The organism is Cytobacillus sp. GQ23, from assembly GCF_059758675.1.
Genome location: NZ_JCAXER010000001.1, coordinates 75136 through 90715, shown reverse-complemented (window position 1 = coordinate 90715; position 15580 = coordinate 75136). Strand labels below are relative to the sequence as shown.

The following is a 15580-nucleotide window of genomic DNA, read 5'->3' as shown; positions in this document are numbered from 1 at the left end:
CGGAATTAAGGGGGTTAACTGGCTGTTTTCCTGCATTTACTCAATTCGCAAAAAATTTGCGGTCAGGCTATTGTTGAGCTACCCGGGAATTCACAGAGAGCGCGCTTTCCTGAAAGGAACTTTCATGGAGAGTTTTGAACAGCTTGCAGCAAAATATGACCCTATGATTTATGACATCATCCATAGGCTGAACATCTATAAAAACTATGAGGAATTCCATCAGCTTGGTTTAATTGCACTATGGCAGGCGTGGAAAAATCATAACGAAGAAAAAGGGAACTTCCTATCATATGCTTACAGTATGGTAAAAGGACATATGATGATTGAATTAACCAAACAAACTAAGCAGATGGATCGATATGTCTATCCGGAAGCAGCCTTCTGGGAATTCATCGAAGACACCTCTTCAAGCCCCAGCTCAGAGATAACACAAGAGCTTTATAAAAAATGCAGCATGTTATCTGAAAATCAATTGAAATGGCTCCAATATACTTTATGTGATCAGCTGTCTGTCAGGGAAATTGCAGAAAAAGAACGAGTCTCCTTGTCTGCAGTCAAAAACTGGCGGCAGGGTGCCCGTGAAAAGCTGAAAAACATATTGAAAAATAATTAAAATTCACCCTGTCTTTTTCGCCCTCAAAGCTATATATAAAGGGTGAAAGGAGGTGATAAACATGGCACAAGCAAATAAGACTGATTCCAAACTTCGAATGGTATATGAAACAGGCCTTAACGGGCAGGGCAAGCCGGTTCTTAAGTCAAAAACCTACAGCAACATCAAGCATTCTGCCACAGCAGACCAGCTTTTTACAGTTGGACAAGCGATCGCAGGCCTAAGCAAATACCCATTGACTGAGATTAATAGAAATGACAGCTACAATATCTTAGGTTAATCACAATCTATTAAAAAAACCGGAAAACATAAGGAGGGAATAGTAAATGGCTAAATCATTAGAAATGACTTTCGTCACTGAACTGGGCAAGACAACAAAACTATCCGTTGATAACCCGATTGAACCAATTGATCCTGCTGCGGTAAAAGCTGCCATGGAGCAAATCATTGCTGCCAATGCCTTTGATGGCAACGGCGGTGATTTGGTTTTAGCGGAAAGTGCCAGGTTAGTAGAGCGAAATGTAACTGATTACGAATTAGTATAATCATGAGTGGCCGGATTCCTTGGAACCCGGTCATTTTTACAATACACGCCAGAAAGGAGCAGCTGCCATGGAACAGATGGTCACTTTGATCAGCGAGCTCGGCTTTCCAATTGTCGTCACCCTTTTTCTGCTGAACCGAATTGAAGCCAAACTCGATGTTGTTGTGTCGTCCATTCAAGGATTGCCGGATCGCCTTAAGGAATAAGAAAACCAATAAGCTGCCATTAAACAGTATGGCAGCTTTATCTGAATAAATCACTTTATGCCTGCTTCCAGGCCTTTTCTTAATGGATCATAAGGTGACAGATCCAGTTCCAATTCCCTTTTCAAAGCAAGATCTGCAGCCAGGTTGCCCACGTATGGGCCCATTGTAAGCCCCGATGCCCCTAATCCGGTTGCGATAACCAGTCCCTCTGCAGCAGGAACCGTACCAAGCAGCGGCAAAATATCAGGTCCAGCCGGACGGAAGCCAATTCTTACTTCTTTTAGCGTGCCTTCAGCTAATCCTGGTGCAACCGATAATGCTTCATCCAGCACTTCTTTCACACCTGCCGCCGTTAGTCTATAATCAAACCCGGATCCCGTTTCCCTGGTAGCTCCAACCACCACTTTAGAATGGTCGAAAGCAACTAAGTAATGAGTGCTCTCCGGAAGAACAACCGGCCAATTGGAAGTGTCCTCACCATTCACTTCCAAATGGGCAATTTGCCCGCGCTGGGGCTCGATTTTAAGATCAATGCCCAACGGTGCAAGCAGGTCCTTAGCCCAAGCACCTGCTGTAACGATAACAGCATCGGCAGCAATGACATTCCCGTCCACTTCTACTCCTGTAACCTTATTATTTTGGGATACAAGGTCACCTTCACCATTAAGAATGACAACACCATGTCTTTTTGCGCCATTTAGCATAGCGTCTCTTAACAGCCTGCCATCCAATCTGGCTGCACCCGTAACATGGACAGCCTCCAGATCCTCACGGAGCGGCGGATAAAGTTCCCTGGCTTCCGCTGCTGTTAATCTCGTAATCTCCCCAACCTCAGGGGTTTCAGCTTTTTTTTGACGGACACTTTCCTCGATCGCATTCAGCTCATCAGAATTGCTGCTGACTGACAGAGCTCCTACCATTCTATATCCAAAATCCCCTTCACCATCCTGTTTAAGATTTTCTATTAAAGATGGATAGTAAAGCGCTCCTCGTTTTGCAATGGCGTACCAGTCTTTATGATCTACTCTGGAAATCCACGGGCAAATGATTCCTGCGCCTGCTGCAGTTGCCTGTCCCTGATGTTCCTTATCAACAATGACTACCTCTGCCCCTTCCTTTGCGAGGTGATAGGCTGCACTTGCACCGACGATTCCGGAGCCTATAACTGCTATTTTCATATAATTTAACATCCCTTTCAAAAAAATTTTATTGTAATGGATAATGACACGAAACAAAATGATCCTGACTTACTTGTTTCAGTTTTGGTCTTTCGTCTTTACATTCTTGCTGCCTGAATGGGCATCTGGAGTAAAATTTGCATCCAGTTGCATCCCCCACCTGTTTTGGAAGATCGTCGCCGTGAATATATACTTTGTCCTTTTTGTCCCTTAACGTTGGATCAGGTACCGGAACTGCTGAAATTAATCCTTTTGTATATGGATGCATGGTCTCATTAAATAAATCTTCTTTTAAAGCCATTTCGACAACTTCACCCATATACATGACCGCAATTCGGTCGCTAATATATTTAACAGCAGGTATTCCATGCGCAATAAATACGTACGTTAGATTGAATTTCCTCTGTAAATCTATAAGCAAATTTAATATCTGCGCCTGAATTGAAACATCAAGTGCCGATACAGGCTCATCACAAACAATTAATTTTGGTTTTAGAGCTAGGGCTCTAGCAATACCGATACGTTGTCGCTGTCCTCCACTAAATTCATGTGGATACCGTTTGGAGAAGGAACGATCCAGGCCAACAGTTTCCATGAGCTCATAGATTATGTTTTCAAGCTCTTTCCCTTTAGCAACTTTATGGGTTCTCAGGGGCTCTGCGATAATATCAAAGACTCTCATTCTTGGATTTAATGATGAAAATGGATCTTGAAAAACCATTTGTATGTCTTTTCTAATTTTTTGCATCTCATTGTGATTCAGAGATGTTAACTCTGTTCCTTCAAAATAAATCTTCCCTTCAGTGGGCTCCTGCATTCTTAAAATAGTAGTGCCAGTTGTAGATTTACCGCAGCCTGATTCCCCAACTATGCCTAATGTCTCGCCTTTATTGACATACAGGCTAATACCATCAACCGCTTTAACGAAATTCTTTTTTCTTCCAAAAAAATCAGAAGAAGTTTCATAATACTTTTTCAGTCCTTCAATTTTTAATATGCACTCCTGATTATCAATATTTTCATCTAGCATGCTATTCATAGCCCTATCACCTCCTTGCCTTCATGAAGCCAGCATCTAACTGAAGATTCTGAATTCACTTGAAGTAAAGGTGGATCTTGCTGACTGCACTTCTCCATTGCAAACGGACATCTTGGATGAAATTTACATCCCTTTGGCAAGTTGGATGGAGTGGGAACGTTCCCCTCGATTGATTCTAATTGGTCCCTTAACTGATGAATTTTTGGGGTACTGTTTAAAAGACCCTGAGTATATGGGTGTTTTGGGTTTTTGAAAAGTTCAAAGACATTGTTTTGTTCTACAATTTGACCAGCATACATAACAATCACACGATCTGCCATTTCTGCCACTACTCCTAAGTCATGAGTGATCATTATTATGGAGGTATTATATTCATCCTTTAGCCTTTTCATGAGTTTAAGTATTTGTGCCTGAATGGTAACATCTAAAGCAGTAGTAGGTTCATCGGCAATCAATAATTGAGGTCTGCACGATAAAGCCATTGCAATCATGACCCTTTGTCTCATTCCCCCGCTTAATTGATGGGGATATGAGTTGTATATATTCTCTCCATTAGATATACCCACCTTTGATAGCATATCAATTGCCAGTTCTTTCGCTTTTCTTCTATCAATCTTTTGGTGAAGTCTAATTGATTCCGATATTTGACTGCCAATCGTAAAGACAGGGTTTAGGGATGTCAGTGGTTCTTGAAAAATCATCGATATTTGATTTCCTCTGATTTTCCTCATTTGTTTATTTGAATTTTTGGTTAAGTCAGTCCCATTCAATAAAATTTGTCCTTCTACAATTCTCCCTGGCTGACTTACCAATTGAAGAATTGAAAGTGAAGTAACGCTTTTTCCGCACCCTGATTCACCAACTATGCCAATCGTTTCCCCTTTCTCTACAGAAAAAGATACTCCATTTACCGAGGGAATTACACCGTCCTCTGTAAAAAAGTGCGTTTTCAAATCTTTCACTTCTAATAACGTATCAGTTACACCCAAGAGACCTTCCCTCCTATTTTTTTACCTGTGTTCGTGGATCAAGTACATCTCTCAGCCAGTCCCCCAAAAAGATAATTCCGAGTACTGTAACTGTAATGGCAATGCCAGGAAACGTAGCAAGCCACCAATTAGTTGCCAGATAGTTTCTTCCATCTGTTAACATTCCTCCCCAGGACACATCTGGAGGCTGTATCCCTAACCCAAGAAAACTTAGCGATGCTTCTAAAACTATAGTCGTAGCAACGCTTAATGTTGATATCACAATAAATGAGGAAAGGATGTTAGGCAGGATATGCTGCAGCATAATGGTTAGACTATTTGTACCTATTGACTTTGATGCCTTTACAAACTCCCTTTCTTTAATACTTAAAACCTCTCCCCTGACAACTCTGGCATATGTAACCCAATTAGTTAATCCAATTACAACAATCAGTACCAAAATACTGGGATCAAAGACGGCAAGCACGACAAGGATGAATAGAATGCTCGGAATCGCCAAGAATGAATCTACTAATCTCATTAATACATTATCTATAACTCCGCCATAATAGCCTGCTATTAATCCGGCTATTATCCCTATTAAACCGGCTAAAATAACCGAAAAAACTCCAACAAGCAAAGAAACACGCGAGCCATAAATAATACGGCTCAATATATCTCTCCCTAAATTATCTGTACCCAGAATATAATTTTGTGATCCTCCATCCAGCCACATAGGAGGCTTTAGCATATCATTCAAATTATTCGATGCAGGATTATGCGGAGCCAAAATGTCAGCGAATATAGCAACAAAAATTACTGAAGAGACAATTAAAAACCCCACTGTTCCTGTTTTGCTTTGAAGCAGCAGCTTTATCCATCTCACCCATGGCTTTCTTCTCTGGACGGTGCTTATGGCAGTTTCGGAACTCATTTTGATTTCTGATTCCATGAGATACACCTCCTAGGAATAATTAATTCTTGGATCCAAAACTCGATATACGATATCTGTAAGCAGGTTGACAACAATAACTAATATGGCAATCACAAAAACGGCAGCTTGGACGACAGCCATATCTCTTCCGTTAACTGCTTGAACCAAAAGCAGACCCAACCCTGGCCACGAAAAGACAGTTTCAGTTATTAGGGCTCCACTGACAAGGTGTGATACTTGCAAGCCCATTATGGTTACTACGGGGATTAATGAATTTCGGAAGGCATGCTTTAAGACTACGCTCATTTCACTTGCACCTTTACTTTTAGCTGTACGAATATAATCTTGGTTTAAAATTTCTAACATACTTGACCTTATTAACCTTGTCATTTCTGCAGCGATACCAGTTCCCAATGTTATAGCAGGTAACACCATATGCATAATTGATCCTCTTCCGGATACGGGGAATAGCTGATAATTTACGGCCAATAATAATATCAGCATGATTCCAAGCCAGAAATTCGGCATGGCTTTTCCCAGCACGGATCCACCGGTAATAAACAAGTCAATGAAGCTATTTCTCTTTTTCGCTGAATATATTCCTAAGGGTATTGCGATAATAATAGCTACCAGCATCGAAGCTGCAGCTAATTCAAATGTTGCTGGAAGCCTCTCTAATACCAAGGGCAATGCCTCCTGATTATATCTGAAAGATGTCCCAAAATTTCCAGTGATCAAATCTCCAATAAAATGAAAATACTGATATACAAAAGGCTCATTTAAACCTAATGCTTCTCTTAAAGCCTCTCTATCTGCATCAGACGCATCTTCCGGCAGCATTAATGAGACTGGGTCGCCTGCCAAATATACCAATACAAATACAACAAAAGTGATGATGAACAGGACTGGTATAATTTGCAGAAATCTTCTTAAAAGATACTTTTTCAAGGCCAGACCTCCTTATTGTGAAACAGGACTGGACCTTTCAACCTTCCAGCCCCGCAAATTGTATTATTTTAAAGTAATATCTGAGAAGTTTATGACTTCATCCAGCCTCGGTTCAAATTGTACATTATCACTAACACCATAATTGGCTCCCTGCTGGAAAAGAAAGATATGAGGTCTTTCTTCAGCAACAATCTCTTGTATTTTTTGATATTGTTTTACTCTTTCATCTTCATTAAGATTACGGCCTGCATCATGGAAAAGCTTCTCAACTTCTTCGTTAGTATAATCCGTTTGCCCGGCAGCACGTTCTTTTGTGTAATGAACTAACGAGTAGGATGCATCAAGGAGGCCATCCGCCAATCCTATCATGATTAATTCTTTATTAGAGTTGGAGTTATATATATCCAGGAAGGCGCTGGACTCAAGAAGCTGTAAATTCACTTTAATCCCTGCTTCTTCAAGCATGCTCGCAACCAATTGGGCTACTTCACCATCCAGCGGATATCTGCCCTTCGGAGCTGTAAATGTCAGTTCCAGCCCATCTTTATACCCTGCCTCTGCTAAAAGGCTCTTCGCTTTTTCCAAATCATATACATAAGAATTATACAAATCTGGATTTGATCCTAATACGCCTTCCGGCACACGTGATCGAACTGGTACAGCAGTTCCCTTTAAAACAGAATCAACAATAGCCTGCTCATTAATTGCAAGATCAATGGCTTCCCGAACTTTTGGGTCTGCGGTTACAGTACCCTCTGTATGACGAAGCATTAAAAGCATGACACGAGTTGTATCCCCATTTACAAGAGAAATTCCACTTTCTCCATTTACCCGATCCCATTCATTAGGAGGAATGTCGGTTGCAACATCTACTCCTCCAGTCAGTAATTCTCCTACACGGGTAGAGCTTTCTGGTATTGCCCTGACAACCACTTCTTTCCATTTCGGTTTTTCACCAAAGTAATTATCATACGGTTTGAGGACGACTCTATCATCCCGTTTCCAATCCACATATTTGTATGGTCCTGAACCAATTGGATTCTTTTGAAATTCCTCAAGTCCCACTTCCTCGAAGTATTTTTTTGGAATTACATCCGCACCACTTTTTGCCAATAGCCTTAATAACGTTGGCATAGGTCCATCTGTTACAATTTCAACAGTTAATTCCTCAATGGCATTTACTTCCTTAATTTGAGTGAAATAAGGATACTCCTTTAGAGACTCATCATTCATGACTCTTTCAAGGCTAAACTTAACATCTTCGGCTGTTAGTGGGTCTCCATTATGGAAAGTAACACCTTCTTTTAATTGAAAGTGCCAAGTAACATCATCGATATTTTCATATTTTTCAACAAGTTCCGGTTGAATTTCCATGTTACTATCGCGATTAAACAATCTGCTGAACATATTTCTGAAAACACGATCTCCATTAGTGCTTAATGAATTCTGGGGATCTAAAGTAGTAATATCAGCACTTTGCGCAATTACCAGACTTGTTTTCTTACTGCCTTCTTTCCCATTCGCATTATCACCGGTGGATGTCGTATTACTGCTGCAGCCTGAAATAAATATTGCTGTAATTAGCACAAAAACAAATAGATAATTAAATGTTTTTTTCATTTACACTTCCCCCTATTGAATATTATTTAAAATTCCAGACTACTAGCTAAAATTCTTCATAACTGCTGCAGTTACTTTTATACCTTGAATGAAATCATCGATAAAAATATTTTCATTAGGCGCGTGATAGTTAGATTGCAAATTAGCTACACCAATTTGCACCGCAGGAATGCCTGTATTACTCAGCATTTTAAACATAGGGCTTGAACCTGCTAAGTTACGCAGAATAACTGGAGGCTCAGCATAAACTTGCTCCACACTTTCAAGCACAACTTCAACAAAACGGTTAGATGGATCGGTGTTAAACGGATGAATCCCGTGAGATTGCCTTATTTCTATATCTTGAAACCCGTTCTTATCTAAATGCTTCCTTAATAAATCTGCTATTTTTTCAGGTGTCTGATTTGGTACCAGGCGAAAATCAAGTTTAACCATTGCAGTCGATGGCAGGACTGTTTTAGAGCCTTCACCTGTATATCCCGAATTTATACCGCAAATAGTGCAGGTTGGTTCTGCAGTTAGAGTTTCTTTTAATTCATCTCCAGTTACATTTTTTAGAAAGCTTTTAATGCCATATAGTTCCTTTATTTCTTCCTCATTGAAATCCATCGATTGAATGAAGGTCCTGTCTTTTTCACTAAGTGAAATCACATCGTCATAAAAACCCTCAATTAAAATGTTTTCCTGTTCATCTTTCAGTGAGTTCAGTGCCCATACTAATCTCCATGCAGGGTTTTCTATTATTGCGGCCTCTGAGGAATGAAGATCATATTTGGCTCCTTTGCATATTAACTCAACATAGCAAATTCCCTTAACTCCTAAACCGACGTGTGGTCTGCGATCCTTTACTCCTCGGGTTCCACCCTCCCAGATAATGCCATCAGTTTCCAACTTATCAGGAAATTGGTTTGCAAAGTATTCCAAATGAGGGCTTCCTACTTCTTCCTCTCCCTCAAATATAAACTTGATATTTATTGGCAGATTTCCATACACCTGCTGGTATGCATGTACTGCACAAATTCTGGCTATAAGATTACCCTTGTTATCCGCAACACCACGTGCAAAGATTTGGTCATTTCTGATATCTGCCTTGAAGGGTTCACTATGCCATTGGTCAACAGGGTCCTCAGGCTGCACATCATAGTGATTGTAGAAGGTTAGTGTCTTTTCTTTTTTACTATCAAGATGTGCATATATAATTGGAAAACCATCAGTTACAATCTCTTCTGCACTTGCATCCACTCTTTGCAAAAAAGCTTTTACAAGCTCTTTCATTTCAAGCATTCCTCGACTTTGGGCTGAAACACTAGGCTGATTACATGCTTCAATCAGCCATTCAATATACATATCAGAGTTTTCCTCAATAAATTGATAGACTTTATTCATTCTCAAGTTCCCCTTCCGCACTTAAGGAATCAAAAAAGTATGAAAATATAACATTATAATTTTTGCTTCATTGCTTACTCTTCCGCAAAACTCTTCCCATTCAAATAATAATCAGCCTCATTATATGCAGTAAATGCCACCTCAACCTCCGGAACTCCAAGCGAATGAACATGACTCGAAACTATCCCGGCAAATTGGCTTTGAACTTCTTTACCTCTGTCAAACCACTTTACTTCTATAAACGGATAAGCTGGAACTTCTTTTTGATCAAACACAAAAGTTGAATTCAAAACTTCCAATGTAAAGTTATCTTCACCGCTATCACAGAGCAGAGCCAGGTCTTTCACCAGCTGCGTGCTGATTTCCTTTGTCTGGTTGACTGTAATACCCCTAATAAACAAATGTGGCATCCTATTTCTCCTATCCTGTTTACATAATATTTTTCCTGGCAACCAAGAAAAGTTATAATATTATAACTAAATATGATTCATTTAACCAAACCTGCTTAAAGAATACCTGTCGATCGGAATCGAAGTTTCCCCATCCATGATCAATTCTGTTATTAAGGTGCCAATTAAAGGAGAAAGTGTCACTCCGCTATGGGTGGCTGCCACATAAAGGTTTTCAAACCCCGGTACCTCACCAAGAATGGGAAAACCATCCTCCGGCATGGCCCGGATTCCGGAAAAGGCGCGGACAATTTTAGCCTTTCTTAAGCCAGGTACATATTGGACTGCCATATTGGCTGTTTCCTGAATGACATCAAGCGTTGTTGCCCGATTAAACCCTGCTTCCTCCATTGAATAGCCCATCAGTACTTCACCATTATTTGCCTGCCTTAACCCGCTGATTGTAAAATTTAAGAAAGGCTTTAATGGTTCTGACACCAGAATCTGCCCTCTCAATTGATTAACGGGAATCTTAATTCCAAGCATTTCTCCGATTTCTCTCGACCAGGTTCCCCCAGCGAGGATAAGGTTTTTACATTCAAAAGCACCCTTATCTGACACAACCAAGTATTTTCCATTATGCTTTTTAATCTCTGTTACTTTATTGTAAGCAGAATACCGTACGCCATTTCTTTTAGCTGCCCTCATATACATATCAATCAGGCGGAATGGATTGACATTGCCATCAATGGAGCTGTAGGTTGCCCCCGCAACTTCCGGATTCATATAGGGCTCTTTTTCGAGAACTTCTTCTCTGGATAACACCTTGATTTTGATGCCGATTTTCCGGTAAGATTCTGCGAGCTTTTGTGCCTTTTCACGGTCACTTTCATGGAAAAAAGGTGAAAGCCCCCCTGTCCGCTTGTATTCGACGTCCCCGATCTTTTTAGACAGATATGGATAGAGTTCGGCACTGTACATATTAAATTCCGCATACCAGGAAGGCGTTTTATTATGTACCCATACCCATGCCTGGGTGGATCCTGAGGTACCTGACATGGGATATTTTTTATCCAGCACAAGCACGCCTTCTTTGTATCGCTCAGAAAGATGGTAAGCAATACCGCTGCCCACTACTCCTCCGCCGATCACAATTGTTTCATAATCTGTTTCCAATTACTTCACCTTCCCTTCTTCCAATTCCACCTCATCAAGGACAGACTTGACAGCATTAAAGGATGTACTGTTCGTTGCCAGTGTTTCAAGTTTAATAGGGGATAGCGGCATCCTCATTCTCGGCAGCGGAATCTCTGAAGGTGACAGCCCAGTCTGCTGCTGAATAATTTCTGCCACCATGCTGGTGCAGATTTTAGCCTGGCAAGGTCCCATTCCACAGCGGGTAATCCTCTTAACATCATCAAATGTCCTTCCTCCATTGCTGATAACCTCTTCCACTTCCTCACAGCTGATTTCTTCACACCTGCAGATGATCGTCGTTTTATCCAACTTATTCACCTTCTTCTCTCTTTTCCTGTCTAGGAGACAAATACATCCTTCAGTATTGGGCTTGTAAAGTTCTCGAGATGCTTGACTCTTTCGCTGTATACTTCTTTGTACTCCAGTATTCCGAGTTCTTTCCAAAGAGTCTCTCTTATCTCTTTTGCCTCTGGAGCGCTGATTGCCTGCAGTTCTTCACTTACACTGATGCCGGCAATCATCCCTGTCAGGAGAAGCGGACCGTGAGTCGTTATGCCAGCCGCATTCCCAGCTATGAATACCTCTTTCCTGTCAGTTTGAAATGTATGACTATATTGCGGAACCCAGCCGCCAAGTATCTCTTGAAACCCAAAGGAGCAGCCCAGCTGGTAAAAAACATCCAATATGGGTGCCCTGCCTCCATCCAGGCAAACGAGATCCACATCCAGGGTGATGATTTCACCATCCAGCTCGATATCAACCTGTTCCACCTGCCCATTACCTCTTGCTTCCCTTATAAAACTATTAAAATAGAAAGGAACCCCCTTACGTGATAGTTCGCTCACTTTTTCCTGCTCTTTGGCTACAGCGGTGGATCGTTTTTCTATAATTCCTTTTAACTGAATGCCCACATCCATCAGCTGCAACGCTGTTTCCATGGCAAAGTCACTGGAGCCCACAATCACAGCTTCTCTCCCAGGCTTCACAAAATCACGATTGATCAATGTCTGTGCAGCACCGATTGTCATGATTCCAGGCAATGTCCATTTTGGAAAAGGTACTGCCTTCTCAGCTGCTCCGGTAGCCACAATCACCTTTTTTGCTTTAATAGGGAAAACATTTTCTTCATCGGTAATTCCGGCGCTTCCATCCTCGTAAAATCCAACCACTCGGTGATTCAGGAGCGGCCTTACATTCAAATCCTTTATCTGCCCGATTAGTTTATTTGCCAATTCAAACCCACGCATCGGTTCATATACAGAAGGAAGCGAACGTAGCGCTTGAGTCTGCTGGTTAAGCTGCCCCCCAAGCTTGGAAGCTTCGTCAACAATGGTTACATCCAGTCCCCTAGATGCCGTCTCAATGGCAGCTGATAGTCCTGCAGGACCGCCTCCGATGATCAGTACATCAGTCTCCATCAATCTCCCTCCTTACCTCAGGGTCATCCATGTTCGGGTATATTCGCATGCCATCTTCAACCTCTGTCATGCAGCTCCGAACATGATCCTCACCGTCAATGGTCATATAGCAGCTGCAGCATCTCCCGCGCGAGCAGAATAATCCTCTTGATTGGACCAATTTTCGGCTGACACCCAACTTCTTAATTCCATTTGCCATTAAGGCGGCAGCAACTGATTGCTGCGTGTAAGCCTGATAGGGCTGATCATCGAAGTAAATGGTTACAGGCCTGTGAAGCTGCCTGCCAAGAACGGGATGATTTTCAATATGCATACAAACCTCTCCTATCTAATTTTTCGAGGAAAACACTTTTCCTACACCAAGCACTCTTTCAATAACGAGCATTAATACAATTGTGAAGAGAATCATGATGCTTGATACGGATGTAATAATGGGATCATATTGATATTGCATGTAGGTGTAGATACGTACAGGCAGTGTCACAACGTCTGTGCTGACAATAAATAAGGCCACAGTTAAATCATCAAATGAAGTAATAAAGGCAAAAATGGCGCCGGCTATCACACCTGATTTAATGATCGGCAGAGTGATTTGAAAGAAAACCTTCATCTGTGATGCTCCAAGGTTCAGGGCCGCTTGTTCGATAGAACGGTCGAACCCGACAAGGCTTGCAACCACCAGGCGCATTACAAATGGAACCGTTAAAATGATATGGCCTAAAATTAACGCAAGCGGGCTCGCAGCTAAGCCAATCCATGAGTAAAACTGCAATAGTGCTACACCAAACACAACAGATGGAATCAAAAGAGGCGAACCGACTAATTGAACAATTGCACCCTTCCCCTTAAATTGACGGCGCACGACTGCAAGCGAAGCCAATGTGCCAATGGCAGTAGCAATAATGGCGGTTCCGAACGCCACAATAATGCTCAGTGTAAAGGACTGCATAAATTCCGGATGCTCAATTAACTCTGTGTACCATCTGAGAGTCAGGCCTTTTGGCGGAAAAACAATGTATTCGGTAGTTGTTAAGGAAGAAAGCAATACAACGACGATTGGCGCCAGCAGGAAAATATAAACGAGTAAACAAACAAAGTTAAAGAAATACTTGGGCAGCTTCCTGCTCATTGTATGGCCACTCCTTTCTCAGACTTGGCAAGGATTTTGCTGTAGGCGATGATGGTTATGGTGGCAATCAGGATTAACAGGAAGCCTATTGCGCCTCCATACGGCCAGTTCAGCATGACAGCTACCTGTTCATACGTCAGATAGGACATAACCTTCACCTGCGGTCCGCCAAGAATGGCCGGGGTAACAAATGAGCTGACGCTTAAGCTGAACACCATAACCGATCCGGCGAAAATACCTGGCAAGGTTAACGGAAGCAAAATGGAAAAAAAAGTTCTGAAGGAGCTGGCCCCAAGATTCTGCGAGGCTCTGATGACAGAAGGGTCTATTTTTTCGAGTGAGCCCATGATGCTCAGCACCATGTAAGGGAAAAGAACATGCACCATCCCGATGACCACACTCAATTCAGTGTATAAGAGGGTTAAAGGCTGATCTATCCAGCCCATTTTTAAGAGCGCATTGTTAACTACACCATTGTTGGATAAAAGAATCACCCAGCCATAGCAGCGGATAACCATGCTGATCAGCAGCGGGGAAAGCACCAGAAGGGTTAAATAATTCCTGGTTCTTCCTTTTGATCTGGAAATCTGAAAAGCTACCGGGTAAGATATAAGAATCGTAATCAAAGTGGTTAATAGAGCGATTTTTACTGTGCGCCAGACCACTCCAAGATAAAAAGGATCTGACATGAACTTGATATAGTTTTGGAGCGTCCATTCATTTCCCACTCCAGTGCTTGCATCAAAATTTTTAAAGCTTGTCATAAATAAGAAGAACAATGGCAGCAAAAAGAAGAAAAGGAAGATACCCAGCGTCGGCAGTAAAAGCAGCCATGTATCAAGCCGTTTTTTATTCAAATTCTTTTTCTTTTGCTGAAGCAATAGGTCATGTTCCGTTCCGATTCCGGCTTGCATATGAGTCACCTCGCCATTCTCGAAGGGAGCAGGTCTTCAGGGTTCCAATAAGTATAGACACTGTTTCCTTCTTTAATTTCGGTGGGATTCAGAACAGTATTGGAAATATCCGCAATCAGATGCCGATCATGCACCTTCAGGATGTATCTGGTCTTTGCTCCAAGAAACATTTTCCTTTCCACCTTGGTCTGAAAAGCCTCATTTCTTTCAGGTGATCCGGCTAAGGCAATTTGGACTTTTTCCGGCCGGATGAAAAAATGAACCTCGGAATTCTTCACAGATGGAACTGAAACGATCTGTTCATTCCCAAAGAAGTGCATTTTGCATTTCTTATTCTCATAGGTTTCCAGGACTTTTCCCTGTATGTGGTTCACTTCCCCTATAAACTGGGACACGAAGTCAGTCTTTGGATGATTATATATGGAAGCCGGATCATCAACCTGTTCAATCCGTCCCTCATACATGACTGCGATCCGGTCCGAAATTGCCAATGCTTCTTCCTGGTCATGTGTGACAAAAATGGTGGTAATCCCTACCTGCTTTTGTATATCAACGATCTCTTCACGCATTTCCTGGCGCAGCTTGGCATCCAGATTGCTCAGCGGTTCATCAAGAAGAAGCACCTTTGGTTTAATGACCAGGGCCCTCGCCAGGGAGACACGCTGCTGCTGTCCTCCGGAAAGTTCCTTTGGATAGCGTTTTTCATAGCCAGCCAGACGTACCATTTCCAATGCTTCAAGCACCCTTTTGCTGATTTCATTTTTTGGCACCTTTCGAAGCTTAAGTCCGTAGGCAACATTATCAAAAACCGTCATATGCGGAAACAAAGCATAATTTTGGAACACCATGCCCATTTCTCTTTTATTGGGAGGAAGCAGGTGAACGGGCTTCCCATCCACCTCAATCTTCCCGCCATCCACTTCCAGAAATCCGGCAATCATATTAAGTGTCGTCGTTTTTCCGCAGCCCGAAGGCCCCAAAAAGGAGACGAGTTCCCCTTTTTGGATGTCAAGGCTGAGTTTTTTAACCACTTCTGTTTTATTAAATGTCTTGACCACGTTTTCCAGGCTTAAGTAACTCATTCGCTTCCCCTCTCT

Annotated in this window: 19 protein-coding genes; 4 read left to right on the top strand and 15 right to left on the bottom strand. The window is 41.9% G+C overall.

Annotated features, from left to right (window positions below; translation table 11 throughout):
• Positions 1 to 124: 124 nt before the first annotated feature.
• From AC6CHU_RS00520 to AC6CHU_RS00505, 4 genes are all read left to right on the top strand, one after another.
• The gene (locus AC6CHU_RS00520) at positions 125 to 613 is read left to right on the top strand and encodes a sigma-70 family RNA polymerase sigma factor (RefSeq protein WP_498119593.1); all 489 of its coding nucleotides are present in this window, start codon (positions 125 to 127) and stop codon (positions 611 to 613) included.
• Between the two features lie 61 nt (positions 614 to 674).
• Positions 675 to 893: a DUF1659 domain-containing protein gene (locus AC6CHU_RS00515; protein ID WP_159865748.1), complete on the top strand. Its 219-nt coding sequence runs from the start codon at positions 675 to 677 to the stop codon at positions 891 to 893.
• A gap of 46 nt (positions 894 to 939) precedes the next feature.
• Entirely contained in the window at positions 940 to 1158 is a 219-nt protein-coding gene (locus AC6CHU_RS00510) for a DUF2922 domain-containing protein (RefSeq protein WP_159865745.1), read from the top strand.
• A 67-nt stretch (positions 1159 to 1225) separates the two neighbouring features.
• Positions 1226 to 1363: a YvrJ family protein gene (locus tag AC6CHU_RS00505; RefSeq protein WP_019380521.1), complete on the top strand. Its 138-nt coding sequence runs from the start codon at positions 1226 to 1228 to the stop codon at positions 1361 to 1363.
• Positions 1364 to 1413: 50 nt separating this feature from the next.
• Here the strand turns inward: AC6CHU_RS00505 and AC6CHU_RS00500 are convergent, their stop codons facing one another.
• The 15 genes from AC6CHU_RS00500 to AC6CHU_RS00430 form a co-directional block, all read right to left on the bottom strand.
• Complete coding sequence (locus AC6CHU_RS00500; RefSeq protein ID WP_498119590.1) at positions 1414 to 2541, bottom strand: NAD(P)/FAD-dependent oxidoreductase; 1128 nt, start codon at positions 2539 to 2541, stop codon at positions 1414 to 1416.
• Between the two features lie 28 nt (positions 2542 to 2569).
• Positions 2570 to 3580 carry an ABC transporter ATP-binding protein gene (locus AC6CHU_RS00495; RefSeq protein WP_159865739.1) on the bottom strand — a complete coding sequence of 337 codons (1011 nt, stop codon included), beginning with the start codon at positions 3578 to 3580 and terminating at the stop codon, positions 2570 to 2572.
• Positions 3577 to 4569: an ABC transporter ATP-binding protein gene (locus AC6CHU_RS00490; protein ID WP_159865736.1), complete on the bottom strand. Its 993-nt coding sequence runs from the start codon at positions 4567 to 4569 to the stop codon at positions 3577 to 3579. The genes AC6CHU_RS00495 and AC6CHU_RS00490 overlap by 4 nt, the downstream gene beginning before the upstream one ends.
• Positions 4570 to 4582: 13 nt before the next feature.
• A complete protein-coding gene (locus AC6CHU_RS00485) occupies positions 4583 to 5500 on the bottom strand; it encodes an ABC transporter permease (protein ID WP_159865733.1) in 918 nt (305 codons plus the stop codon).
• Positions 5501 to 5512: 12 nt separating this feature from the next.
• Entirely contained in the window at positions 5513 to 6430 is a 918-nt protein-coding gene (locus tag AC6CHU_RS00480; protein WP_159865730.1) for an ABC transporter permease, read from the bottom strand.
• A 63-nt stretch (positions 6431 to 6493) separates the two neighbouring features.
• Positions 6494 to 8050, bottom strand: a complete 1557-nt coding sequence (locus AC6CHU_RS00475) for an ABC transporter substrate-binding protein (protein ID WP_159865727.1) — start codon at positions 8048 to 8050, stop codon at positions 6494 to 6496.
• 42 nt (positions 8051 to 8092) lie between these two features.
• The gene (locus AC6CHU_RS00470) at positions 8093 to 9436 is read right to left on the bottom strand and encodes a M20 family metallopeptidase (RefSeq protein ID WP_159865724.1); all 1344 of its coding nucleotides are present in this window, start codon (positions 9434 to 9436) and stop codon (positions 8093 to 8095) included.
• A gap of 74 nt (positions 9437 to 9510) precedes the next feature.
• Positions 9511 to 9846, bottom strand: a complete 336-nt coding sequence (locus tag AC6CHU_RS00465; RefSeq protein WP_498119587.1) for a DUF1904 family protein — start codon at positions 9844 to 9846, stop codon at positions 9511 to 9513.
• 81 nt (positions 9847 to 9927) lie between these two features.
• Positions 9928 to 11001 carry an NAD(P)/FAD-dependent oxidoreductase gene (locus tag AC6CHU_RS00460; protein ID WP_251284878.1) on the bottom strand — a complete coding sequence of 358 codons (1074 nt, stop codon included), beginning with the start codon at positions 10999 to 11001 and terminating at the stop codon, positions 9928 to 9930.
• On the bottom strand, positions 11002 to 11340 hold the full coding sequence (locus tag AC6CHU_RS00455; RefSeq protein ID WP_251284879.1) for a (2Fe-2S)-binding protein: 339 nt from the start codon (positions 11338 to 11340) through the stop codon (positions 11002 to 11004).
• Between the two features lie 20 nt (positions 11341 to 11360).
• Positions 11361 to 12440, bottom strand: coding sequence for an NAD(P)/FAD-dependent oxidoreductase (locus AC6CHU_RS00450; RefSeq protein ID WP_251284880.1), 1080 nt, complete (start codon positions 12438 to 12440; stop codon positions 11361 to 11363).
• Positions 12430 to 12753, bottom strand: coding sequence for a (2Fe-2S)-binding protein (locus AC6CHU_RS00445; RefSeq protein ID WP_251284881.1), 324 nt, complete (start codon positions 12751 to 12753; stop codon positions 12430 to 12432). Before AC6CHU_RS00445 ends, AC6CHU_RS00450 begins: the two co-directional genes overlap by 11 nt.
• A gap of 15 nt (positions 12754 to 12768) precedes the next feature.
• Positions 12769 to 13569, bottom strand: coding sequence for an ABC transporter permease (locus tag AC6CHU_RS00440; RefSeq protein WP_159865707.1), 801 nt, complete (start codon positions 13567 to 13569; stop codon positions 12769 to 12771).
• On the bottom strand, positions 13566 to 14483 hold the full coding sequence (locus AC6CHU_RS00435) for an ABC transporter permease (protein WP_498119584.1): 918 nt from the start codon (positions 14481 to 14483) through the stop codon (positions 13566 to 13568). The genes AC6CHU_RS00440 and AC6CHU_RS00435 overlap by 4 nt, the downstream gene beginning before the upstream one ends.
• Before the next feature lie 5 nt (positions 14484 to 14488).
• The gene (locus tag AC6CHU_RS00430) at positions 14489 to 15565 is read right to left on the bottom strand and encodes an ABC transporter ATP-binding protein (protein WP_159865701.1); all 1077 of its coding nucleotides are present in this window, start codon (positions 15563 to 15565) and stop codon (positions 14489 to 14491) included.
• Positions 15566 to 15580: the final 15 nt, after the last annotated feature.

What these genes read in the sequence shown, in the direction of transcription:
- AC6CHU_RS00515 (WP_159865748.1), top strand. Translation starts at nt 675, where the DNA reads ATGGCACAAGCAAATAAGACTGATTCCAAACTTCGAATGGTATATGAA.
- AC6CHU_RS00500 (WP_498119590.1), bottom strand. Translation starts at nt 2,541, where the DNA reads ATGAAAATAGCAGTTATAGGCTCCGGAATCGTCGGTGCAAGTGCAGCC.
- AC6CHU_RS00470 (WP_159865724.1), bottom strand. Translation starts at nt 9,436, where the DNA reads ATGAATAAAGTCTATCAATTTATTGAGGAAAACTCTGATATGTATATT.
- AC6CHU_RS00435 (WP_498119584.1), bottom strand. Translation starts at nt 14,483, where the DNA reads ATGCAAGCCGGAATCGGAACGGAACATGACCTATTGCTTCAGCAAAAG.
- AC6CHU_RS00510 (WP_159865745.1), top strand. Translation starts at nt 940, where the DNA reads ATGGCTAAATCATTAGAAATGACTTTCGTCACTGAACTGGGCAAGACA.
- AC6CHU_RS00440 (WP_159865707.1), bottom strand. Translation starts at nt 13,569, where the DNA reads ATGAGCAGGAAGCTGCCCAAGTATTTCTTTAACTTTGTTTGTTTACTC.
- AC6CHU_RS00520 (WP_498119593.1), top strand. Translation starts at nt 125, where the DNA reads ATGGAGAGTTTTGAACAGCTTGCAGCAAAATATGACCCTATGATTTAT.
- AC6CHU_RS00475 (WP_159865727.1), bottom strand. Translation starts at nt 8,050, where the DNA reads ATGAAAAAAACATTTAATTATCTATTTGTTTTTGTGCTAATTACAGCA.
- AC6CHU_RS00485 (WP_159865733.1), bottom strand. Translation starts at nt 5,500, where the DNA reads ATGGAATCAGAAATCAAAATGAGTTCCGAAACTGCCATAAGCACCGTC.
- AC6CHU_RS00445 (WP_251284881.1), bottom strand. Translation starts at nt 12,753, where the DNA reads ATGCATATTGAAAATCATCCCGTTCTTGGCAGGCAGCTTCACAGGCCT.
- AC6CHU_RS00465 (WP_498119587.1), bottom strand. Translation starts at nt 9,846, where the DNA reads ATGCCACATTTGTTTATTAGGGGTATTACAGTCAACCAGACAAAGGAA.
- AC6CHU_RS00505 (WP_019380521.1), top strand. Translation starts at nt 1,226, where the DNA reads ATGGAACAGATGGTCACTTTGATCAGCGAGCTCGGCTTTCCAATTGTC.
- AC6CHU_RS00430 (WP_159865701.1), bottom strand. Translation starts at nt 15,565, where the DNA reads ATGAGTTACTTAAGCCTGGAAAACGTGGTCAAGACATTTAATAAAACA.
- AC6CHU_RS00450 (WP_251284880.1), bottom strand. Translation starts at nt 12,440, where the DNA reads ATGGAGACTGATGTACTGATCATCGGAGGCGGTCCTGCAGGACTATCA.
- AC6CHU_RS00495 (WP_159865739.1), bottom strand. Translation starts at nt 3,580, where the DNA reads ATGAATAGCATGCTAGATGAAAATATTGATAATCAGGAGTGCATATTA.